This window comes from Vibrio sp. ES.051, assembly GCF_002563795.1.
Taxonomy (GTDB): Bacteria; Pseudomonadota; Gammaproteobacteria; order Enterobacterales; family Vibrionaceae; genus Vibrio.
In genome coordinates this window covers 422,967-444,249 of record NZ_PDJL01000003.1, presented here as the reverse complement: position 1 = coordinate 444,249, position 21,283 = coordinate 422,967, and the positions used below count along the sequence as shown (strand labels likewise).

General features: G+C 42.7%; 17 protein-coding genes and 7 pseudogenes. 13 read left to right on the top strand and 11 right to left on the bottom strand.

Annotated elements, in window-relative coordinates:
• Positions 1 to 114 precede the first annotated feature (114 nt).
• From ATG66_RS02670 to ATG66_RS02660, 3 genes and pseudogenes are all read right to left on the bottom strand, one after another.
• Positions 115 to 302, bottom strand: a pseudogene (locus tag ATG66_RS02670) (IS3 family transposase); the annotation flags it as partial.
• Positions 303 to 314: 12 nt separating this feature from the next.
• A pseudogene (locus ATG66_RS02665) lies at positions 315 to 641 on the bottom strand (transposase); the annotation flags it as partial.
• Positions 642 to 754: 113 nt separating this feature from the next.
• Positions 755 to 1,372: a hypothetical protein gene (locus ATG66_RS02660; protein WP_257145704.1), complete on the bottom strand. Its 618-nt coding sequence runs from the start codon at positions 1,370 to 1,372 to the stop codon at positions 755 to 757.
• A gap of 534 nt (positions 1,373 to 1,906) precedes the next feature.
• Here ATG66_RS02660 and tnpA point away from each other — a divergent pair.
• The 3 genes and pseudogenes from tnpA to tnpC all read left to right on the top strand — a co-directional run.
• A complete protein-coding gene (gene tnpA / locus ATG66_RS02655; RefSeq protein ID WP_017037717.1) occupies positions 1,907 to 2,224 on the top strand; it encodes an IS66 family insertion sequence element accessory protein TnpA in 318 nt (105 codons plus the stop codon).
• Positions 2,221 to 2,574, top strand: coding sequence for an IS66 family insertion sequence element accessory protein TnpB (gene tnpB / locus ATG66_RS02650; protein WP_017037716.1), 354 nt, complete (start codon positions 2,221 to 2,223; stop codon positions 2,572 to 2,574). Before tnpA ends, tnpB begins: the two co-directional genes overlap by 4 nt.
• A gap of 59 nt (positions 2,575 to 2,633) precedes the next feature.
• Positions 2,634 to 3,986, top strand: a pseudogene (gene tnpC / locus ATG66_RS02645) (IS66 family transposase); the annotation flags it as partial.
• Positions 3,987 to 4,243: 257 nt separating this feature from the next.
• Here the strand turns inward: tnpC and ATG66_RS02640 are convergent.
• Positions 4,244 to 5,362, bottom strand: a complete 1,119-nt coding sequence (locus tag ATG66_RS02640; RefSeq protein ID WP_098413853.1) for an IS110 family transposase — start codon at positions 5,360 to 5,362, stop codon at positions 4,244 to 4,246.
• A gap of 46 nt (positions 5,363 to 5,408) precedes the next feature.
• Between ATG66_RS02640 and ATG66_RS02635 the strand changes: the two are divergent.
• A pseudogene (locus ATG66_RS02635) lies at positions 5,409 to 5,597 on the top strand (transposase domain-containing protein); the annotation flags it as partial.
• 144 nt (positions 5,598 to 5,741) lie between these two features.
• On the opposite strand, the gene ATG66_RS02630 reads toward ATG66_RS02635, so the two are convergent.
• Both ATG66_RS02630 and ATG66_RS02625 read right to left on the bottom strand, forming a co-directional pair.
• Positions 5,742 to 6,959, bottom strand: a complete 1,218-nt coding sequence (locus tag ATG66_RS02630; protein ID WP_098413852.1) for a hypothetical protein — start codon at positions 6,957 to 6,959, stop codon at positions 5,742 to 5,744.
• A gap of 15 nt (positions 6,960 to 6,974) precedes the next feature.
• On the bottom strand, positions 6,975 to 8,048 hold the full coding sequence (locus ATG66_RS02625; RefSeq protein WP_098413851.1) for a nucleoid-associated protein: 1,074 nt from the start codon (positions 8,046 to 8,048) through the stop codon (positions 6,975 to 6,977).
• Between the two features lie 1,012 nt (positions 8,049 to 9,060).
• Here ATG66_RS02625 and ATG66_RS02620 point away from each other — a divergent pair.
• The gene (locus tag ATG66_RS02620; protein WP_098413850.1) at positions 9,061 to 10,017 is read left to right on the top strand and encodes an ATP-binding protein; all 957 of its coding nucleotides are present in this window, start codon (positions 9,061 to 9,063) and stop codon (positions 10,015 to 10,017) included.
• On the opposite strand, the gene ATG66_RS02615 is transcribed toward ATG66_RS02620, so the two are convergent.
• Positions 9,978 to 11,134 (bottom strand): IS3 family transposase gene (locus tag ATG66_RS02615; RefSeq protein ID WP_098413849.1). Its coding sequence is split into 2 segments (ribosomal slippage): positions 9,978 to 10,897 and positions 10,897 to 11,134, totalling 1,158 coding nucleotides; the frame shifts between segments, so codons are not numbered across the junction. The genes ATG66_RS02620 and ATG66_RS02615 overlap by 40 nt on opposite strands.
• A gap of 89 nt (positions 11,135 to 11,223) precedes the next feature.
• Here ATG66_RS02615 and ATG66_RS02610 point away from each other — a divergent pair.
• Positions 11,224 to 11,694: an ATP-binding protein gene (locus ATG66_RS02610; protein WP_257145703.1), complete on the top strand. Its 471-nt coding sequence runs from the start codon at positions 11,224 to 11,226 to the stop codon at positions 11,692 to 11,694.
• Positions 11,695 to 11,967: 273 nt separating this feature from the next.
• Here ATG66_RS02610 and ATG66_RS02605 read toward each other — a convergent pair whose 3' ends face one another.
• Positions 11,968 to 12,459: a Mov34/MPN/PAD-1 family protein gene (locus tag ATG66_RS02605; RefSeq protein WP_098413847.1), complete on the bottom strand. Its 492-nt coding sequence runs from the start codon at positions 12,457 to 12,459 to the stop codon at positions 11,968 to 11,970.
• Complete coding sequence (locus tag ATG66_RS20915) at positions 12,452 to 13,090, bottom strand: ThiF family adenylyltransferase (protein ID WP_218925166.1); 639 nt, start codon at positions 13,088 to 13,090, stop codon at positions 12,452 to 12,454. Before ATG66_RS20915 ends, ATG66_RS02605 begins: the two co-directional genes overlap by 8 nt.
• Positions 13,091 to 13,169: 79 nt before the next feature.
• Here ATG66_RS20915 and istA point away from each other — a divergent pair, with 79 nt between their 5' ends.
• Positions 13,170 to 14,684, top strand: coding sequence for an IS21 family transposase (gene istA, locus ATG66_RS02595; RefSeq protein WP_143699666.1), 1,515 nt, complete (start codon positions 13,170 to 13,172; stop codon positions 14,682 to 14,684).
• Complete coding sequence (gene istB / locus ATG66_RS02590; protein ID WP_098413846.1) at positions 14,674 to 15,429, top strand: IS21-like element helper ATPase IstB; 756 nt, start codon at positions 14,674 to 14,676, stop codon at positions 15,427 to 15,429. The genes istA and istB overlap by 11 nt, the downstream gene beginning before the upstream one ends.
• Before the next feature lie 52 nt (positions 15,430 to 15,481).
• On the opposite strand, the gene ATG66_RS02585 is transcribed toward istB, so the two are convergent.
• Positions 15,482 to 16,423, bottom strand: a complete 942-nt coding sequence (locus tag ATG66_RS02585) for a hypothetical protein (RefSeq protein ID WP_098413845.1) — start codon at positions 16,421 to 16,423, stop codon at positions 15,482 to 15,484.
• A 36-nt stretch (positions 16,424 to 16,459) separates the two neighbouring features.
• On the opposite strand from ATG66_RS02585, the gene ATG66_RS02580 reads away from it, so the two are divergent.
• The 3 genes and pseudogenes from ATG66_RS02580 to ATG66_RS21165 form a co-directional block, all read left to right on the top strand.
• Positions 16,460 to 17,622 (top strand): IS3 family transposase gene (locus tag ATG66_RS02580; protein WP_098413844.1). Its coding sequence is split into 2 segments (ribosomal slippage): positions 16,460 to 16,703 and positions 16,703 to 17,622, totalling 1,164 coding nucleotides; the frame shifts between segments, so codons are not numbered across the junction.
• Entirely contained in the window at positions 17,588 to 18,790 is a 1,203-nt protein-coding gene (locus ATG66_RS02575) for an IS256 family transposase (protein WP_095661319.1), read from the top strand. Before ATG66_RS02580 ends, ATG66_RS02575 begins: the two co-directional genes overlap by 35 nt.
• Before the next feature lie 35 nt (positions 18,791 to 18,825).
• Positions 18,826 to 18,912: pseudogene (locus tag ATG66_RS21165) on the top strand (IS3 family transposase); the annotation flags it as partial.
• A gap of 13 nt (positions 18,913 to 18,925) precedes the next feature.
• On the opposite strand, the gene ATG66_RS02570 reads toward ATG66_RS21165, so the two are convergent.
• Complete coding sequence (locus ATG66_RS02570; RefSeq protein WP_143699665.1) at positions 18,926 to 19,795, bottom strand: hypothetical protein; 870 nt, start codon at positions 19,793 to 19,795, stop codon at positions 18,926 to 18,928.
• Between the two features lie 103 nt (positions 19,796 to 19,898).
• On the opposite strand from ATG66_RS02570, the pseudogene ATG66_RS02565 reads away from it, so the two are divergent.
• Both ATG66_RS02565 and ATG66_RS02560 read left to right on the top strand, forming a co-directional pair.
• Positions 19,899 to 21,005, top strand: a pseudogene (locus ATG66_RS02565) (Y-family DNA polymerase); the annotation flags it as partial.
• Between the two features lie 35 nt (positions 21,006 to 21,040).
• Positions 21,041 to 21,205 (top strand): annotated as a pseudogene (locus tag ATG66_RS02560) (transposase); the annotation flags it as partial.
• Positions 21,206 to 21,283: the final 78 nt, after the last annotated feature.

The following is a 21,283-nucleotide window of genomic DNA, read 5'->3' as shown; positions in this document are numbered from 1 at the left end:
ACCCGCGAGGCCTTGACACTAAAGTTATGTGACCTAGTTAACTTGATCCCACATTCAACTTGAGTGATCTTTTTGTGTATGAATATGATCTGCTCCAGCCAGACTGACACTTCATTAAGCGACATTTTGATTTTCAAAGTTAACTGGGCTTAGATACCCAAGAGCACTGTGCCTTCTGCCCTATTATAATTAACCTCTATGTATTCAAAGATCCTTTGGCGCATCTCGTCTCGCGTCATGTCCGGCTCGTACTGGATCGCTTCAACTTTCATTGAATGGAAGAAGCTCTCAACACAAGCATTGACGCTCCTATGTCAAGCCAGTTTAGCTAAATCTTTTAGGATTAGCGGAAATAGCTCTCTCGCTATATAGCGCTTTAAGTTGCGAGTTATTTCTTTGGTTGATAATCCTTCAGCCGTTCTCCGTATAACATAGTCTTTCGTTCTGGGATCACTACGCATTCTTACCATCGCTACCGTCCAGAGAGCGTTATTTGCACTCCGACAGCCTCCTCGATTCAATCTATGACGAGTTGTTTTACCCGAAGATGCAGGAATCGGATTAACTCCACATAATGCAGCAAACGATGACTCCTTCCTTAATCGATTTGCGTTGTCTCCAGCTGCAACCAGAAGTGTAGCTGTAGTGGTCAAATTCACTATGCCACTACAGGCCGGCAAAGTTCTCTAATCCACTACAAGCAGCGTTTAAGGAGACAGTTATGTGACTCCCCGAAAAGGATAAATCGTGCGTTTTAACTCAATCTAATGACCGTTTTTAATTTTTTGAATTCACTATGCTCCAATGCATCAAGCATATTCTCGAACGCAAAAGTGACTGGAATACTAACTTCAACGCTACCATTCGCAACACGTTCAAGTAACGCTTCACCATTATGCATCAATGCATACCAATCTTCTTTATCACCAAAATCATGTAACGCGCCCAAGGCGATTTCGTGGTAAGAAATAGTGCGAGTAAATGGAGGGTCAATGGGTTTAGGTATACGGTCTTGAATACAGATAATGTGTCCATTTGCTCTTAAAAGAGGCACTAAATGGGCGGCATTTACCCCACTCACCGCATCAAAAATGGCGAAGTATTTCATGTCTATTAGAGATTGTTCTCGATAAACTCGACGAATACCTAGTGATTTTGCACTTTCTTCACTAAGACTAACTGAAACAACATCAACGGTATAGCCAGCATTGACAAGGAACTGGGATAGTAGATTATTCACCGCTCCAAAACCAACGACAAGCACTTCTCTTTGTCGGGTTAATGGAATTTTTTCAAATGCCTGCCATGCAGTCAGCATCGGACAAGGCAGTGCCGCAGCAAGTTCAAAAGGTAGGCCCTCAGGCAGTGTCATCAATGGCATATTGGGTTAAGTTAAATATTGTTACTTTCTAGTAATACCAATGCTTTCAAGAAATATAACAAAAAAACTGTTATAAATACCAACTTTCTTATTACTTCCTCTCATAATTTTAAATCTTTTTGTTATTTAAGAACGCCTGACTTCTCGATATTGAGTATCGTTACGTAGCTTAGTGGCTCATCCAGTGCTGCCTTGTTTGTATCAGCTTTACCAGAGTGCTTTCCGCTGAATATTTTTACACAACCATGCTTCTGTCGGTGAACAACAAAGATTGAAACTTTTCTTTTACCCAGGGCTGATTACTACGTGACGCTATAGCAAAAAAGTGACAATAAAGATCAAAACTCAATTTCACCCAATACGCCAACTCAAAGAAAAAAGTAACAATAAAGTTCGAAACTCACTTTTGGACAATTGTGAGTTACGACCCATAAAGCACTCTGTCGTAAGCGTGTCATGAACACCGCATTCTAATCTTTCAGCACGAAGAATAAGATCATCTCTCCAACCCAAAGGAGAGTTGAAATGGCAAAACGACGCACCAACCTAGAATGGCAATCACTGTTTGAACAATATGAAAGTAGCAGTGTTACCCAACGCGCTTTTTGTGAAGAGCATGGACTGAGTTTATCCACGTTCTTCGCCAAACGGCGTCAACTCCAAACAGCAAACCAATCGGAATCTGTCGGATTTGTTAGAGCCGAAATCGTTGAAAAGACAACCAAGTATCAGGCCCAGATAGCTACGGCGAACATGACACTTCTCATCAATGATGTGGAGCTGAGCATTCCTCAAGGCACGCCAGCCACCTATCTTGCTGAACTCATTGGAGCGTTGTCATGAAAGGTATGCTCAGCGCTCCAGACATTTACCTTTATCGTGAAAGCGTCGATTTTAGAAAGTCCATCAACGGCCTTGCAGCGATTATCGAAAATGATACTGACTTGCCTCTTGGCAGCGGTGCGCTGTTCCTGTTTACCAATAAACAGCGCGATAAGATTAAAGTGTTGTACTGGGATAAAACAGGCTTTGCCCTCTGGTATAAACGCCTTGAAAAAGCCAAGTATAAGTGGCCTTCAAAAGAGAAAAATCAGGTGTTTACCCTCACTCAATTTGAGCTTGATAGACTGCTTTCAGGCTTCACAATTATCGGCCACGAACCCATCAAAATAAACGATTTTACAATGAGTTAATCGAGAATAAAGCCTTATTCTCCAAGCGTTAACGGCACGATTTTAGTATAATCAATGCTATGAAAAAGACGCCAAATATCAACCCAGAAAGCCAAGATGTTGCCGAGCTACAAGCGATGGTAGCTGCTCTGATGTCGGAGAAAAATGAGTGGAAACAAGAGCGCCAATCGCTGCTTGAACAACTCAAACTCGCCTTCGACCGTCAGTTCGCGAAACGCTCGGAGGCATTAAAGCCTTACGATGAATCACAAAGTGACCTCTTCAACGAAGCGGAGTGTGAAGCCGTTAAAGAAGACGAGGTTGAGGTGACAACCACGACCACAACGAAAAAGCGCGGTAAACGTAAACCTCTGCCTAAGACCTTGCCTCGTGAGGTTATCGAACTTGATGTAGACGACCATGAAAAGCAGTGCGTTTGCTGCAATCATAGCCTGCATAAAATCGGTGAAGACCGCAGCGAGAAGCTAGAGTTCACGCCAGCGGTACTCAAAGTGTTGGAATATGTTCGTCCTAAGTACGCTTGCCGCCAGTGCGAGAAAACAGGTGACAGCAGCCGTATCGTTCAGAAGCCATCCCCTCAGAGTCTCATCCCTAAAAGCTTCGCCACAGAAAGCTTGCTGACCAACATCATTCTTGGCAAATACCAATACGCGATGCCACTTTATCGCCAAGAATCGCTGTTTACCCAGTCGGGTATCGAGCTATCACGCACCACCATGGCAAGGTGGGTTATCCAAGTCAGTGAGAAGTTCGCCCCGCTGTATGCGGCCTTGAAGGAGAACCTGCTTCAACAAGTGGTGGTTCAGGCGGATGAAACGCCGCTCAATGTGCTCAAAGAAGAGAAGAAGTGTTATATGTGGCTCTACTGCTCAGGCGCTGACTCACCCGAATCGGCACTGCCGAATGTGAAAAATATTGCCTTGTACGACTATCAAAACAGTCGCGCGAGGGCGTGTCCCGTGGACTTTTTAGGTGACTACAACGGTTATCTACAAACCGATGGCTACGCGGCTTATGATGGTCTGCATCACGTCACCAATGTAGGGTGCTTAGCGCATGCTCGTCGCAAGTTCATGGATGCGAAGAAGCTTCAAGGGAAAGGTAAATCAGGCAAGGCTGATAAGGCGCTGGCTAAAATCCAAAAACTCTACGGGATAGAATCACGCTTAAAAGGTGCGCCTGCCCAAGAGCGAAAAGCAGAGCGTCAAGCGCTTGCCAAGCCGATACTGGATGAGCTTTACCAATGGATGACGACCCAGAAGGTGATTGGCTCTAGCCCACTAGGGAAAGCGATAAAATATACGCTTGGGCAGTGGTCAAAGCTTATTCGTTATATCGACGATGGTCACTTATCTATTGATAATAATCGCGCTGAACGCGTAATTAAACCACTGGTCATTGGCAGGAAGAACTCTTATGACCTTTTTCAAGTTTTTCGACGAAACCTCTCTCTCCTCTGTGAGACGAGGCATATTTTCAGAGTAGGTATTGCCTGAAAGTGAATCGGCAATTGCTTGGGTTATACATACTCTTATTCGGGGATCTTTAGCCCCAATATGGTTTTCGTAATGAGCTTACCTCTTTCTGGCTGCTAGTATCTAACCAAGTGGTTGACTTAAATTCTTGACGAGGATTACTCACCTTGAGCTTCTTCACTTTCAGACAAATTTTAAACTCTCTGATTCTGAGTGGTCACAGCAATATCCCACATAAATCCAAGTAATTCTCTCGCGACAGCGGTGATGGCAATTTGTGACTTCTTCCCCTTTGCCACTAAGCTTCGGTAACGAAAACATAAACGCTGTTGAGCTTTCCAAGAGATGTCTTTAGCTTCTTGGCAAACACTATCAGGGCGATAGGTGACTAGCCAGTTGCCAACCTTAGCATTGTTTCGATATGCCCATGCTGCCTCATACAGAAGTCGTCTTAACTCGACATTTCCAGCTTTGGTAATCCCTTTTTTACGGGTTACGTTACCACTCGAGTATTCACCAGGTATCAGTCCAAGGAACGCCATTATTTGCTTCGGATTGTTAAATCGGGAAAAGTCACCCAGCTCAGCAACCACCGATATTGCAATGGTACGTCCTACACCTTTCAAAGCTTGTAGTTGATTGACGAGGTTGTATAACGACCAATTGGGGAGCAGCCTATCGATTTCTTGGTCTAGTTGTTCAATTCTGTTTTCTATTTGCTCTAAGCTTTGGCGATAATGTTCGTAAGCGATTTGCTGAGAAGCGAGGGGGAAAGATTGGTTTGCAAGCCATACTCGGTGTCGAACAGTCCACATTTTCTTCTCGTACCTTTTCCCCGTTCTCAGCAGAATACTTTGAATTCTTTGCTTAGCAACTTTGGTGTCTTTCTTTGCACAGCTTCTCGCTCTGACAAGATCCCGCATTGCTTCATGGGTAATATCGGGAACCCAGACATCAACCAGCTCACCCGCTCTCAATAGTCTTGCCAGGGCGACGGCATCCCGATGATCATTCTTTATTTTGTTGGTCGAAATCTTAGGTATTCTAGATGGGGCCACGACGGTACAATCTATGTTCATGCTTAGCAATAACCGATATAGACCATAACCTGTTGGCCCCGCTTCATAGCAAACTAGAATCGTATTGTGGAGCTTAATGAGCTTTTTCATCAGTCGAATAACAGAATCTTTTGATGAAGAGATATTCCCATAAAAGCGAACTTCACCTTGCCGCTCTGGGCTAGCTATAGCTACGGCAATTGTGTCCTTGTGAACATCAAGCCCAATATATGCAGAATAGTTGACGGATTTCATACTGAAGACCTCCAAAAACGCACCATAGGTGAGTCTTAGTATATAAGGTCATACCATCTGGCTGTTCTCTAACACACCAAACGGTGCTGATGCGAGCGCGATGCTTTACAGCATCATCGAGACCGCGAAAGCCAACGGTCTTATCCTCTACGACTACATGGTCAAGTGCATGAAAGAGCTGGCGAAAGCTGAGCCTGATATCGACGCACTCCTGCCTTGGAACTTCAAACACTGACAAGTCGCCCCGTGGGTTCATGGGGCGGATACACTCTGTCTTTTCAGGTTACTTCTTGTATTACAAACCATGCTACTAGCCAACATGTAACAGGCCCAACTTCCCAAGTCACTACACACCCAGATGTCAACTGGAAGCGAAGCTTTAAATAGGTAGGGTCCTTACTCCAATCCAAGCACAAGCAAATAACAATGCGATCAAGTTACAACGAATAAGAATCCAAATATAAGTTCTACCATTTCGCAATCGCTCCGTAATATGGCTTTTAAACTTTGCTATTTGGGGGACTGCATGTGGAGATTTTTCTTCAAGGCGGCCCATCAAGCTCTCAAACTCATCTTCGATTGATGCCAATGATTTCCTCTCATTGCACAAGATACACCAATAAATCATAAACACAGTTATAGCTGCTATTCCTATTCCCATGTTTACAATCAACGCCTCCAATCCAGCAGATAGGCCTTTTGATGTCTGGATCGCTTGAGTTCTTGTTGCTGTCAGATACAGAACTCCCGGTATCATAAGAGCCTTTGTAAGTGACGAAGAAATTAGGTCACTGATCTTCACCATGTATTCACGGTAGCGCTCTTCATACTCTTTTCTAAGGTCATCAAAAGAAAATCCAACTACATATGCATGATATCCATCATCGAACTTAGTTGTAAACTGCTCGAAATGCTTCAAAAGATAGCCGAACCGCTCTTCTTCAGCCACATGATATAAAACATGAACTAATGTATTTTGAAGAATATGTGGTTTCGCATCTTTATGAGCATCCTCTGCTAGCACATCAAGAATCCGTTGAAATCGATTAAGTGAGCCGTATTCTTGCCTAAGCAAACTTACATCATACTTTGCACGCAACTTCAGTTTTTTACGGTATAGAAATGTTAGAGACGTATCTGAATGATCTTCTGCATTTTCCTGCAAACGTGACCACAACAGAGAGATTTCAATGTAGTGCTTAACCTTCCCCTCTAAGGCAAGGTTTTTGTCTTCACAATCATAGTAGCTATGCTCACCACTGTTCTTGAAAAGAATGAATTTATCAGGTGGTGATACTGGATGATCTTTCGCGAGTTCCTCTATAGTTTGGTAGACTCCTCCAAGCGCATTGTTTTTAGTCTTGAAGTAACATTCGACAACCTTTCCATACATCGCTGGAGTGATTGAAGATGGTTCTCGTGCCATATTTGAGCGTCGACCACCTTGTATTTTTAACTTATCGATTGTGATGTCGTACTGTTCCGAGAGCAGGCTATGAGTACTCTCGTCAAGTTCGAAAGACGCGACCAAATCCCCAGACTCAGTCCAAGTCGGGTCAAGTTCAACCAATAAATCACGAAGCTCATAAAAGTTCAAAAGGTATTATCCACATCAAGTGTTTAAGTTTAAGCGCCGTATATCTTCATCGCTTAAACCATACAGTTTCAGACAGCTAGCGCCTTCATCCCAAACTACAGAGTTATCATTACGGCTAAGAGATGCTTTACTGAATTTGATGTTAAAAGCTTCATTTCTTATCGTAATTGTACCAAATTTTTTGACTTCGGCTTTATCTAAACCAACAGTCTCACCTAAGTTAAAACTCTCATTTGCAATTGCGATAAACTGCTCAGCCTCACCTTCTTCCTGAAATACATGTTGTGCGAAGTGTTCCAAGCTCATCGAATTCTGTCCACCACTCAGTATCATCAAGCTATAGTTCTCTGCATACTCAGATGCAGTTCGTTTCTGATCCTCATCGTACCCCAAACGACTACACGCCATTTCAATTGCTTCGAGTAAATTCTGACTATCTAACTTAGAGTTACTAGGTTCACTACAACCAACAAATTCTTGGAAATAAACTCTTACGTCAGAACCTCGACCAATTTTAAACGCGATCGGTTTGAGAGCTGTATCCAATTGCTCATTCAAGTACTGCTCTATGTCAATACGAGCACCTAGATTTAGTGAATCAAGGTTAATTTGCTCAATATCCTCTAAGTCAAGGCGAACAGGATCAATATCCACACCATCTAATCGATGTAAGAAGATTACTCCCAAGAAATAATCAGTGAACTCTTCTTCGGTGTCATCATCAAGCTGAGTCATCGAGTAATAGTAAGTAAGAAGAAAGCCGTCTTTTGCATTTTGAGCTTGGCCTCTGTTCAACTCTGCGGCTAAATCTGCTCCCAAAGTTGAAGCAAATCTCTGAAAGTTAGAAAAACTATAACCCTCAGCGCTAAAGTACTCATCGAGCGTACTCGCAAAATTCGGGCGACGCGGCTCTGTGTTAAAGCGACCCAAACGAAGACCTGTAGTTTGAAAAATTGAGGTTAGCTTTTCCTTTATCGCACCTGACAACATCGAAACATCGTTCTCATGTGCTCTAGTATTGGCTACTGCTTGATTATCATTACCACGTTTAATAGACGTAATAACAAGATTTAATAGTTCTGATTCCATTGTGCATTCTGACGTTTATTATTTGCGGTTATTGTAATCGAGCTGGACTTTTTTTCACAATGATTCAAATGGCTAATGACGTCATTAAGGATTTTCTTCACAAAACGACCAATAAAGAGTCGTTCGCTATACGGGTAATGGACTTTTTGCTTATCCATCCGCAGGCAGCTAGAGTTGACTTTCTAGTATAGACCGCCCTTACTCAATACTTTTATCTGTATAACTTTCGAGGCTATAGAGCACAGCCCAATAACTGCAATACGAAAAGTAAGCCGAATTGAAGTATTCAGCTAGCACTTATTAACAGATGATAACTGATTTGAGGCAAATCTGAGTTCGCCACATTAGCTAGCTTGAAGATGGAAATTTCCGAGCTACGAAGCATAGAGCACTCTGACTATTTGCATTACCGAAGTAAGACAAGTGAAGTCGAAAGGTTCAGTTTGTTCATTATTCATACTTAGTGACTCAATTTGGTGACTCCCCCCAGATTTAAACTTGGAACCAATCGATAATGAGCAAAGCTTCAGCCCTGGAATCAAAATAGTAGCCCTCCCCCGAATCACTCCAAAATCTACCAGCGAAATCACATAAATTGATAATTCGTAAGAATTCTCTGGTGTCGACGACGAGTTGATGGGGCAATGAGCACAGCGGAGCCGACAAGATTATGGGGTTAACCTTGGGCGGAAAGATAGGAAGAAACCTCTAAACGCAATAAGTCTCGATATAAATTTATCTTATTGAATTACAGTGATTTTTACCATTCTTTATCGATAATAGTCTTCTTTCTAGTTCAATAAATAAGGGGGTGATTGATAGGGTGGAAATTTTGGTAATTTTAAGCATGATTATCAAGATCATAACGTTAATATATGTGTTTGATTTTAAGATTGTTCCTACCTCCACATGTGCCATTTAACACTTTAAGTATGAAACTATTGACTGATAAATATGCTGAACAATAGGATTCAGTTTACTTTTTGTTTTTATAGTTAAAGGGGCAAAGGAATTGAAAATCGTAGAACTACAAGGGGATGAAGCACTTTATTATTGTACGAAAGATGAAGATCATTTCTTTGACCGCAAGGCATTTGGTTTGAAAGGAAACAAACTCCAAAAAATAGCAGTTGCATTTGCTAACGCCGATGGTGGAGAGGTTGTTATTGGTATTGCCGATGAAAAGCATGAACCAACACCTGAAAAGCGATGGCAAGGTAGAGAAACGACGGAAGAATTCAATTCTTTAATACAAGCTCTCAGCGAGCTTATTCCTTCTGTAGACTTTAGATTTGATTTTTTAACGCGAGTCAATGAATCTAGAAACTATGTATTACGTTTAAAGATAAATAAAGGTTTAGCTGTTCATGAAACTGCTGATAAGAAGATATATGTTAGAGTCGGAGCTCAATCTCAACCAGTAACTGCCCCTGTTAAAATTCTTGAGTTAACACATGCAAAGGGGATCAAATCAGAAGAAGACTCCCTCATACATGAATGTAGAATAGAAGAACTAGATGAAAGTAATGAGCTTCAAAGATTTTTATCTGATCTACCACTACGAGCTCCGGAACCTATCAGTTTTCTCTCTAAAGAAAAACTAATCACGCCTGAATGGGTTCCTACTGTGGCTTCAATACTGTTATTCCATGAAAACCCATCAGTTGCCCTTCCTAAACAATGTGCTATTAAAGTCGTACGCTACGATACTGCGGATGACGATATAGATAGAGATGCCCTTACGGACGACAATGCTTCTATTGAAGGAGCGTTATACCAACAGATCAATGATGCATATGATGTGATTAGCGAGTTTTTAACTAAAAATAAAGTATGGAAAATTGAAGGATTAGTGGAGACAAAATACCCTAAAGAAACAATATGGGAGATCCTCGTCAACACTGTCTTACACAGAGATTTGAATCGCCACTACTTCAGTAGACGACTTTTAGCCTCATTAAAATACTGACGTTCATACTCTAACGGTGATAGCCCATCATTGGAACTATGTTGTCGTTTCGGGTTGTAAAACATCTCTATATAATTAAACACATCCATCTTTGCGTCGTCTCTAGTCGCATAGATTTTTCGCTTAATTCGTTCTCGTTTCAGCAGTTGAAAGAAACTCTCTGCTACTGCGTTATCATGGCAGTTGCCTCGACGGCTCATGCTACCCTCCAAACCATGAGCGCTTAGAAACTCACTCCAATCATGGCTCGTGTATTGGCTTCCTTGATCTGAATGAACCAGCACTTTGCCAGCAGGTTTACGACGCCATACCGCCATTAATAAAGCATCTAACGCAAGCTCTTTGGTGATACGACTGCCCATTGACCAACCAATTATTCGTCGTGAGAACAAGTCCATTACAGCGCCAAGATAGAGCCAGCCTTCATGCGTTTTGATGTACGTAATATCCGTTACCCAAGCCGTGTTGGGCGCTAATGGATCGAATTGTCGTTCTAAACGATTTGGCGTAACAACGTGTTGCTCACCACTAGGAGCTCTCGGTTTTCGATAGCCAACTTGCGCTCGCAGTCCTGCTCGCTGCATCAGGCGATGCACACGATTAATACCGCATTGCTCGCCAAGATCACGCAGATCTCGATGGAGTTTGCGGTATCCATAGACGCCACCAGACTCAAGCCAACATTGTTTGAGTTGGCCTGTAAGTCGTTCATTGTCACGTTGTCTCTTCGACTTTGTGCAGCTCCTCCACGCGTAATACCCGCTCGGATGAACATCAAACAACTGACACAGATGTCGCACAGAGTGGCTGTGATGATGTTCTTGGATAAAGGCGTATCTTACTCGGGGTGGCTTGCGAAGTACGCCGCGGCTTTTTTTAACAGGTCACGTTCTTCAGTAACACGCCTAAGCTCTTTTTGTAATCGTCGAATTTCTGCGGACTCAGCAGACTGCTGAAGGTGTTCCTCAGAGTCAGGACCATAGCGCTTAATCCAGGCGTAAAGACTGTGTGTGGTGGTACCTAAACGCTGAGCAACATCAGCAACAGAATGGCCGGCAACAGTGACTTGTTTCACTGCTTCGATTTTGAATTGTTCAGGGTAACGTTTATGGCTCATGGACACCTCTTTTTTAGCTAGTTTATCTAACTAAAAGGCGTCTAGGAAATCAGTGGCGATTCAATTACTCCATTTCAGATCACGTACATGTGAGTATCTTTAATAACCGTATCGAATTTAAAAGCCCAGGGCGATTCGCAGGCTTTGTCACTGCTGATAACATACTAGAGAACCGCTTTTCTAGAAACTCCAAACTAGTTCGAATATTATCGAAATATAAGGACTCCCCAAATAAAGATTTGGGCGAAGGCATCAATACTGCATTCCAGAGAATGAAGGAATTAGGATTGAAAGAGCCTGAGATAATTGAAGACGGAAATTACGTAAAAATTATCCTCAGACATAGTCTTAATCAAGAACCTGAAAAACTTATACTCCAGTTTCTGGAAAAGCATGGCGAGATTAGTAATAGGCAAACTAGAGATTTATTAGGAATAGATAATTCTGAAAAAGTCACTTATCAATTTGGGCGACTAAGAGACAAAAAGTTGATCAAAAGAAAAGACTCGTCAACAGGCGTTCATGTGAGATGGATTTTAGCAGAGCCAAACCAAAAATAGCTATGCGTCACACAACTAAACAGGTTGTTTAGCAATTGTGCAAGAACCTCTTGCACAATTGAGTCCGATAGCTTGTTTTCAAAATAAACCATCATGATGGCTTCATACGTCCTAAACACGTCTTGGGGCATAGACGAGTCAGATCAGAACATTCTGCTTGGTGATGAACAAAATCTCCTTTGAACATTCAAGCAATTTAGTAAAATTAGGATTAGTAGCAGTAGGGAAAGCTATAACTTTGTGCTGTTCGACAACTTGCGATGATTAGTTATTTTATATCTTAACTTCTTTAAGTTTTACCCACCTATTGTTTTTATCTGTACTCGCTAGCCAAACACATAAACTTTCGAGAGAGCAATTATTACCAATTATTACCTGAATGAACCCAGACATATCTCCATTGAATGCTTCTAGATATTTCAAAGTGGTAATTCGATCTTCATTTGATGGGTTTGGGGTTGATTCGGGATGAGTGTGCCACAATCCAACAGCATGAAATCCATCGTTAAATAGTCGCTCTCTATCTTTATTTAATTGACGCAAACATGGATTAAAGTGGGTCATAGACCGGGTATCATTGGAGTTAGGCCCAGTAGCGAGCGAAATCACAACTAATTTTTTATGAGGCGTCATACTGAAAAGCTGACCACCGGCTTCTTTGTCATTTCTTTTTATCTGAGCATAACTATAGATATGCTCAAGAACAGACCCCGAAAATTGCAGCGTCCCAGCACTATTAGGTAAGGAAAAATATCTGTCAATCAAAACTGAACTCTCGAATTACACCATCAGCATCACTTGCAAAGCTTGCCCAATCTCTTAGTTTTAGACCGAAAAAACATTTGTCCAAATATTGTTGGCCTCGAATCCAATGCCGAACACTTGAATTTGAAACTTTATTATCTATCAGCTCTAGCGCAGCTTCAGTAGTCAAAGCTACCGCATGGAGTGCCGCTGCGGATGTGTAACTTTGAAAGTTACTGCTACAGGAGGGCTCGCTAGCTATAACCTCCAATGGCCAATCTACAGTGTTAAATCTATCCAGTTTATCAACACCATGAGCAAGCCATGGAGTCCCTGGAGTTAATAGGCACACATGAGCTGCAGCTACGTAGGGTTCCATCCATGCAATCAGAAAACCAGTGGGATACTTATTCCTTTTCTGATCAACAATACTTCGAACCTCAGGTTCACCAGTTAGATCTAAAATAATATCAACATCTTTGATGCTGTTCGCCTTTAACCATTCATGAATAGTTAATTTAACACCTGTTGCATTGCAGCTTGGCCAGCGAACTGAAATACTTTGGGCTAATTGTTCCACTTTAGAGTATCCAATTGAATTGGCTCCTAAAGTGTGACGCCCTATGTTAAATTGCATCCAGAACTGATCCACTTCACCCCCTGATTTGCACCGAAAACTGATCCACATCATCTAACCTAAATCCTGCTGAGTCTTAGCAGGAGAATATGGAGTGATTGACGTGTCATTATTAAGTGTTATTCGTCGTTGGCATTTCCGCGAAGGAATGTCGCAAAGAGAAATAGCCAGACGTACTGGACTATCCCGAAATACCGTTAAACGTTATTTGAAAGATCAAACTATCGAACCTGTTTATCCAAAGCGGCATTCATTGAGTAAACTAGACGAGTTTAAAGAATTACTGACTTCTTGGCTAAAACGAGAAATGAAGCGACCGAGAAAGCAGCGCAAAACGGTCAAAAACCTTTTTCAAGACCTCGTTCCGCTAGGCTATAGCGGCTCGTATGACAGAGTCGCTTCATTTGCACGTAAATGGCGCGAAGAACAAAAACTCGATGCGTCTAAACGAACGTATATGCCGCTAGAGTTTGCCCCTGGTGAAGCCTTTCAGTTTGATTGGGGCGAAAATTGGGCCTATATCAATGGCCATAAAACCAAGCTACAGGTCGCTCACTTCAAACTCAGTCATAGCCGCGCATTCCTCCTTCGAGCCTATTATTCTCAAAGTCATGAAATGTTATTTGATGCCCATAACCATGCCTTTCGCGTGTTCCAAGGCGTTCCAGAACGGGGGATCTACGATAATATGAAAACTGCGGTTGATGCGGTCAAAAATGGCAAAGATCGAGTAGTGAATCGTCGCTTTTTAACAATGGTTAGTCACTACTTGTTTGAAGCCGACTTCTGCAACCCAGCCGCAGGTTGGGAAAAGGGGCAGATCGAGAAGAACGTGCGGGATGTGCGTTCTATCATCTGGCAGCGCGCTCCTAAGGTGAAAACCTTAGAAGAGCTTAATCAATGGCTTGAAGCCCAATGTTTACGGGACTGGCAGTCACGTAGACACCCTCAATATCGTGATATGACCATAGAGCAAACGTGGCTAAGTGAGCGCTCCCAATTAATGAAAGTCACAGCGCCGTTTGATGGTTTTATCGAGCAAAGCAAGCGAGTCTCCTCTACCTGTTTGGTGAACTTCGACAGAAATAAATACTCCGTGCCTGCAAGTTACGCAAACCGACGAGTGAGTCTGCACGCCTACCCCGATAGTATTGTTTTGGTGGCAGAAGGTCAGCCCATAGCAGAGCACCAAAGAGTCTTTAATCCTAAACATGAGCCGCCACACATTGTTTATAACTGGCGACATTACCTGTTGGTTGCGCAACGTAAACCAGGCTCTCTGCGTAATGGCGCACCGTTTCACTTGCTCCCTGAGAGCTTTAAGCACCTGCAATCAATATTATTACAGCGTCTTGGCGGCGATAAGGAAATGGTCGAAATCTTGTCATTGGTTATTCATCACGATGAAAAGCTGGTAGAGCAAGCCATTAATATGGCACTGGAAGCAGGCACACCATCAAAACAACACGTCATAAACTGTTTAAGCCGCTTACTCAATCCTTCTCCAGTTGTACCCGTCCCCGTCTCTCAAGGGTTGCGACTGGTTACCGAGCCAACCAGTGATACGTCGCGATATGACGAATTAAGAGGAAAACGTCATGCACAATGAAGCGTTATTAAGCACATTAAAGGCACTCAAGCTTCACGGCATGGTTAGCAGTATTGTTGAACTTGCCTCTCAAAACTCTCCTGCTTATCAACAAGCTCAACCCATCCTTGAAACCTTGTTAAAAGCAGAGATAGCAGACCGTGAAGTGCGCAGTATCGCTTACCAAATGAAAGCGGCAAAGTTCCCAGTCTATCGAGACCTATACGGTTTTGACTTTAGCGAGAGTACAGTCGATGAGTATCTAATACGAGGTCTGCATCGCTGTGAGTTTATCAAAGACAGCCAAAACATCGTGCTTGTTGGTGGTCCAGGCACAGGGAAAACGCACTTAGCGACGGCGTTGGGCGTACAAGCCATACAACACCATCAAATGCGGGTCAGGTTCCTATCGACCATAGAACTCGTCAATACGCTAGAGCAGGAGAAGCAAGCGGGTCATGTGGGCCGCCTCGCTAATCGATTAGTGAGCTGCGACTTAGTCATACTAGATGAACTTGGGTATGTCCCTTTTAGCCAAGCGGGTGGGACATTGCTGTTCCATTTACTCAGTAAACTCTACGAGCGTACGAGTATCGTCATTACCACCAATCTCAACTTCACGGAATGGTCGAAAGTGTTTGGTGATGCAAAGATGACAACGGCATTGCTGGATAGGCTGACTCATCATTGTCACATCATTGAAACGGGTAACGACAGCTATCGTTTTAAGGAATCAAAAAAGAAGTCGAAGGAGAAAACCAAATAGAAACTAACGTAAAAATGTAGTCTAGAATAGACTTACTTAGGTGGATCACTTTTCAGTGCAAATGGTGGATCAGATTTAAGTGCAAATTAACACTCAACATTTCTTCTAAGTCGTCAGGCGACCCTGATTGATGGCTTAGTTCTCTAAACCATTCTCCATCGGCAAATTTCGGGATTCTAGAGATTTCATTTGTTGTTATGCCTCCGATTGGAGTAATCAATATGCTTACAGGGATAACAACCGTTTCATTCGGCTTTATAGGCACTCTAGGTAAAGTATAAGCTAGAGATTTGAGAGCAGCCTTAGAAGTGCTCTCGAATGTTTGACTCAGGTGTGTTTCACTTTCTAATTGCTCAAAAATAATGTTGGTATCAGAGTTATTTGTAATGGTGAGGAATACCCCCCAAACACCTCTTAATATATATTCTTCGATCAAAGGCACCCCCCAACAGCCATGCTCATAGGTTCCGATGAGTGCTGCCGGAAACTTCTCGTGAACCTTATGATCAAGCATTGCTCTTGTCAGAGGGTCATCTTCTGAGAGCTTTTCAAGCTCCTCAAACTCAGGTGATCTAATAGTATCAAAGTAAGGAAACCTACCTTGTCTCCCTTCAACAATCTCAGCTTCAGGGTATTCTTTTAAGTAATCTTCAACACTATTAAAGTTATTCCCATATTTACCCAAATCTCGATATCTTCCGCCCTCACTCCTTGTTAGCTCTTGAAGGGAAGTGAATACATTGTTTTCAACAAGCAACGGATTCATCACAGGGATAACCTCTAAGTTCCTGTTTGCTATAGCAATTAGATCATCAAAGGTCTGTGATACCAGATATTTGATAGACAGTTCTGGAAGAGAGGTCTGTGACTCGTTCAAAAATGCCTTCAGTTCCTCAAGAGAAAATTGAAACTGAGAGTTAATATGAACATCTCTCCCTGCCTGAATGTTAATAGACTCATCACCAGAGTGATCTGCACCAGAAGTTTTGGACACTGAGTTAAGTGAGTACAATCACTAACGAGGTGAACAATGACAACTAAGAAAACACGAATCAAACATGCTCCTGAATTTAAAGCCGAAGCACTTAAGTTAGCAGAGAAAGTCGGTGTCGCTGCTGCCGCACGACAGCTATCGTTGTATGAATCTCAAATTTATGGGTGGCGTAAAGCCGTCAAAAAAGATGCGAAAATCAGCGATAGAGAAAGGGAGCTCGCCACTGAAAATGCCAAACTCAAACGGTTATTGGCTGAGCAAGCTGAAGAGCTAGACATCGTAAAAAAGGCCGCCACCTACTTCGCGAAAAATCTAAAGTAGATTGCTATGAGTTTATGCTCGAACACCTGATGCAATATAGGATTGTCCGTATGGCTAAGGTGTTTGGGGTTTCTCGAAGTGGGTTTTATTATTGGATTGATAATCGCCATAAAGTCACTCAACGCAACGAGCACCGAAAGCAGCTTGATAGCAAAGTTCGAGAAGTCTTTGATGATAAAAAGGAACGCGACGGTGCAAGGCGTATTCAAAAAGAGCTTGAGGCAAATGGTAATAAGCACGATGTAAAAACCATTGCCGCGAGCATGAAGCGCCAGAGCTTAGTCGCGAAGGCAGCCCGTAAGTTTAAATGTACGACAGACAGCAAGCATAGGCTTCCTGTTGCCCCGAACTTGCTTGAGCAAGATTTTAATGCGACAGCACCGAACCAAAAATGGGCTGGAGATATTACCTATCTAGCGACAAGCGAAGGTTGGATGTATTTAGCGGTTGTTATCGACTTGTACTCACGGCAAGTAGTTGGTTGGTCAATGAGCACCAGAATGACCGCGACTCTGGTCTGTGATGCGCTATCAATGGCATTGTTCCGTAGAGGCATGCCCGAAGGGGAAATTATCCATAGTGATAGAGGTAGCCAATATTGTTCAAAAGACTACAGAGACTTAATCTCAGCCCATAATCTAAAACAAAGTATGAGTAGGAAGGGAAATTGCTGGGATAACGCCTGTGTTGAAAGCTTTTTCCACTCAATGAAAGTAGAAGCCGTCCAATACGAGCCGATAATGACGCGAGAAGAGATGCGCCAAGCACTTTTTGAATATATCGAAGTGGTAGTGTTTAGAAATCTGTGTCATTTCAGTATGATATACAAAACAGGAATGACACATGAACAAAGACTTCGATCTAGAACAAGCTATTAAAGCCCTTCAGTCAGGCCAAGACCTGACAGGTAAAGATGGCTTCTTAACTCCGCTCATTAAACAAATCACAGAAGCTGCTTTGAAAGCAGAACTCGAACAGCACCTTGAAGGTGATGAGCAACCTAACCGTAAGAACGGCTCAAGCAAGAAAACGATTAAGTCTTCTGTCGGCACGTTTGAACTGGATACCCCACGCGACCGCTCTGGAACATTTGAACCCCAGTTAGTTAAGAAGAACCAGACTAAATTGACCGATGAGATCGACCGTAAGATCCTATCCATGTTCTCGCTCGGTATGAGCTACCGTGATATCCGTGGTCACGTAGAAGATATGTATGGCATTGATGTCTCTGAGGCCACCATCACAGGTGTTACCGACCGTTTGATACCTGAGCTGAAGGAGTGGCAGCAACGTCCGCTCGATGCACTTTATCCCTTTGTCTGGCTTGATGCCATCCACTATAAAATCAAAGAAGACGGACGCTACGTTAGCAAAGCGATATACACAATATTGGGCTTAGATGTTGAGGGGAAAAAGGAGCTACTCGGTCTTTATCTGTCAGAGTCGGAAGGCGCTAATTACTGGCTCTCCGTGCTAACAGATCTGTATAACCGCGGCGTTGAAGATATCTTGATCGCCTGCGTAGATGGGCTAACAGGCTTCCCAGAAGCGATAGCAACCATCTATCCTGATACAGAAGTTCAGCAATGCATCATTCACCAAATCCGTAACTCTATGAAATATGTTGCCTCTAAGCATCAGAAGGCGTTTATGGCCGACTTGAAGCCAGTCTATCGGGCTGTCAGCAAAGAAGCGGCCGAGATGGAGTTGGATCGTTTGGAAGCCAAATGGGGACAGCAATACCCAATAGTGATTCGTTCCTGGCGGAACAAATGGGCAAATTTATCGGTTTACTTCAAATATCCAGAATACGTCCGAAAGGCTATTTACACGACAAATGCTATTGAAGCCGTACATCGCCAATTCCGTAAACTGACCAAAACTAAGGGTGGGTTCCCAAATGAAAATAGCTTGCTTAAGCTACTGTATGCTGGGATATTGAATGCTTCTAAGAAATGGACAATGCCAATACAGAATTGGAATATGACATTGTCTCAACTGGCGATTCATTTTGAAGGTCGCTTGGATGACGTCTTAGATATTTAGCCAAAATTAGCTGACACAGAATTCTGAACGCCCTCATCGAAGTTGATTATAATCGAACAAGAAGGCACAGTGCTCTTGGGTATCTAAGTCCAGTTAACTTTGAAAAACAATATGTCGCTTAATGCGGTGTCCAGTCTAACTGGAGCAGATCATAACATCCTCCCTTAAATCAACAATTTCCTCGGCTCTCAGTCCAACCTGAAAACCAAGGTTAGCCCATAATCTTCGTGTTTTGGATTGCATGTAATCAGTAGCAAAAAAGCTATCTATATCGTGCTGTGACCAAGGCTCGACTTCTTTTCGTTGTTCGGCGGCATTTCTGAATTTCGCAGGGATAGTTAAGTTAGATGTTTGAACATTGAGGCTTTTATTCTTTGATAGACTCTGTACTGCCTCGGAGGAAAATAACAAATCCAACTCATCGTATTTATTATCATCACCACCTGTTTTGATTCTTTTGTTTTCATACTTAAAAATAATTCTATCAATGCGACCTGTTTTATGTGCCCATTCATAGAACTGTCTAACGTAAGCAAGATATTGATTCGCAGTTCTGAGAGTGAGGTCGTTATCTTTAAGCCTGCTGATGAGGTGCGATTTGTAGCGGAATGGAGGAAGCCACTGAGTTTGTTCAACGGAAAAGGTATTCAATAAACCATCCATAATATCTAAATTACTTTTAACACAGAACTCAAGATATTGTTTAAGTGCTAGGCAAGCTCCTTCAATCGTTTTGATATCACATTCATCGCTATCTTCATTGCGCTTATTATCATTCACATTGATATAATTTACGTATCCAGTGAACTTCTGCTGAAGAAAGAGATTGATGATGAGGCACTGATCAAGTTCTGATTCTATTGTTGATGTAAGTAATGGGAACTTCATAACAAGCAGTGGCTTTAAGTATTCAGCTTCTCTTAAATTGGAATACTTTTCATTCAGTTCACCAGTGAAGTTCGCGTTATGTCCAATCTCTAGAGGACATGTTATTTTCCTAATCATGTTATCAGGCCTGTGTGATATAAGCTGCCAATAACAATTATAACACATTTTACTCATTTTCCATTATGTCACTTGCAGTAACAACTCCACATGGCATTGACCAAAGTTCAAACCATACTTTCAGGTGAAAGGACTGTGCGAGTTGAAAGGCGTGACTGCCCTGTCGTCGAATTATGAGCTGTATGCCGATTTGTCGACAAAAATGATGGAAGTGATTGGGCGTTTCGCACCAGAACAGCACATCTATTCAATTGATGAGTCTTTCCTCTCCTTTCATCATTGCTTTCCGGCCATTGTTGACATGCGCGAACATGGCGCCTTACTCAGGCGTACTGTTTGGAAAGAATGTCGGATTCCGGTTTGTGTCGGTATGGGAGAGACCCTGACTCTAGCTAAAATAGCCAATCATGCAGCGAAAAAGATTCCCGGGTATCAAGGGGTTTGTGTCATCGATAACGAACCGGAACGCATTGACGTTCTGAAGCAGCTCGATGCGGCTGATGTCTGGGGTATTGGTCGGCATATTTCAGCACGTCTTAAGCATATGGGGATCAACAGCGCTTATAGTTTGGCACAATACTCTCCTCAGCAGGCTCGTTGGGATTTTTCAGTTGAAGTTGAGAGAACGGTGCGAGAACTAAACGGTATATCTTGCAAAGGATGGGATGCGGCTCGTACTGATAAGAAACAGATATATTCAACCCGCAGTGTCGGCGAACGCATCACTGATATCGCATCCTTGCAGCAGGCATTAAGTAAACACGCCGGCATCGCCGCAAATAAAGCGTGTAAGCAACACTCTCTTTGCCGTGTAATGCTGTGCTTTGCGTCTAACTCTCCGTTTGATGATCAGCCCGCTAGTTTTCGTAGTGTTCATTATTTTCCCTACCCTACTTCTGATTCCACGCAGCTAGTAAAAATAGCGTCAGAGGCAACCAGTCAGCTTTTTAAGCCCGATGTCCGCTATTACAAAATCGGAGTGGGTTTGATTGAGTTAGTGGATGGCCGGCACGAACAGTTAGACCTTCTAAATTCAAACTCGGGAAACGATAAGCTGATGCAGGTATTCGATGCTCTGAATGACAAATATGGTACCGATACACTGTTTCTCGGTGCACAAGGAATTGAACAGAAATGGCATATGCGAAGAGATATGCTCACTCCGCAATACACTACAAAATGGCGGGATGTGCCGGTAATTAAGTGTTGATGAGTCACTTCTGGACAAAGCTTAGAGTCCAAGTGGGACAACATTACCCGATCGTGCTTCGTTCTTGGCGTAACAAATAGGCCAATCTATCGGTTTACTTTAAGTATCCAGAGTACGTTCGAAAGGCCATTTACACGACAAATATCATTGAGTCGGTACACCGTCAGTTCCGTAAACTGACCCAAACTAAGGGTGGGTTCTAGAATGAAAATAGCTTGCTAAAACTGTTGTACGCTTGGATGACATCTTAGATATCTAGCCAAAATTAGATAATTTGT

Bases quoted from the DNA above. Each gene is read 5' to 3' on its own strand.
- ATG66_RS02660 (WP_257145704.1), bottom strand. From the start codon at position 1,372: ATGACACTGCCTGAGGGCCTACCTTTTGAACTTGCTGCGGCACTGCCT.
- tnpA (WP_017037717.1), top strand. From the start codon at position 1,907: ATGGCAAAACGACGCACCAACCTAGAATGGCAATCACTGTTTGAACAA.
- tnpB (WP_017037716.1), top strand. From the start codon at position 2,221: ATGAAAGGTATGCTCAGCGCTCCAGACATTTACCTTTATCGTGAAAGC.
- ATG66_RS02640 (WP_098413853.1), bottom strand. From the start codon at position 5,362: ATGAAATCCGTCAACTATTCTGCATATATTGGGCTTGATGTTCACAAG.
- ATG66_RS02625 (WP_098413851.1), bottom strand. From the start codon at position 8,048: ATGGAATCAGAACTATTAAATCTTGTTATTACGTCTATTAAACGTGGT.
- istB (WP_098413846.1), top strand. From the start codon at position 14,674: ATGCACAATGAAGCGTTATTAAGCACATTAAAGGCACTCAAGCTTCAC.
- ATG66_RS02575 (WP_095661319.1), top strand. From the start codon at position 17,588: ATGAACAAAGACTTCGATCTAGAACAAGCTATTAAAGCCCTTCAGTCA.
- ATG66_RS02570 (WP_143699665.1), bottom strand. From the start codon at position 19,795: ATGATTAGGAAAATAACATGTCCTCTAGAGATTGGACATAACGCGAAC.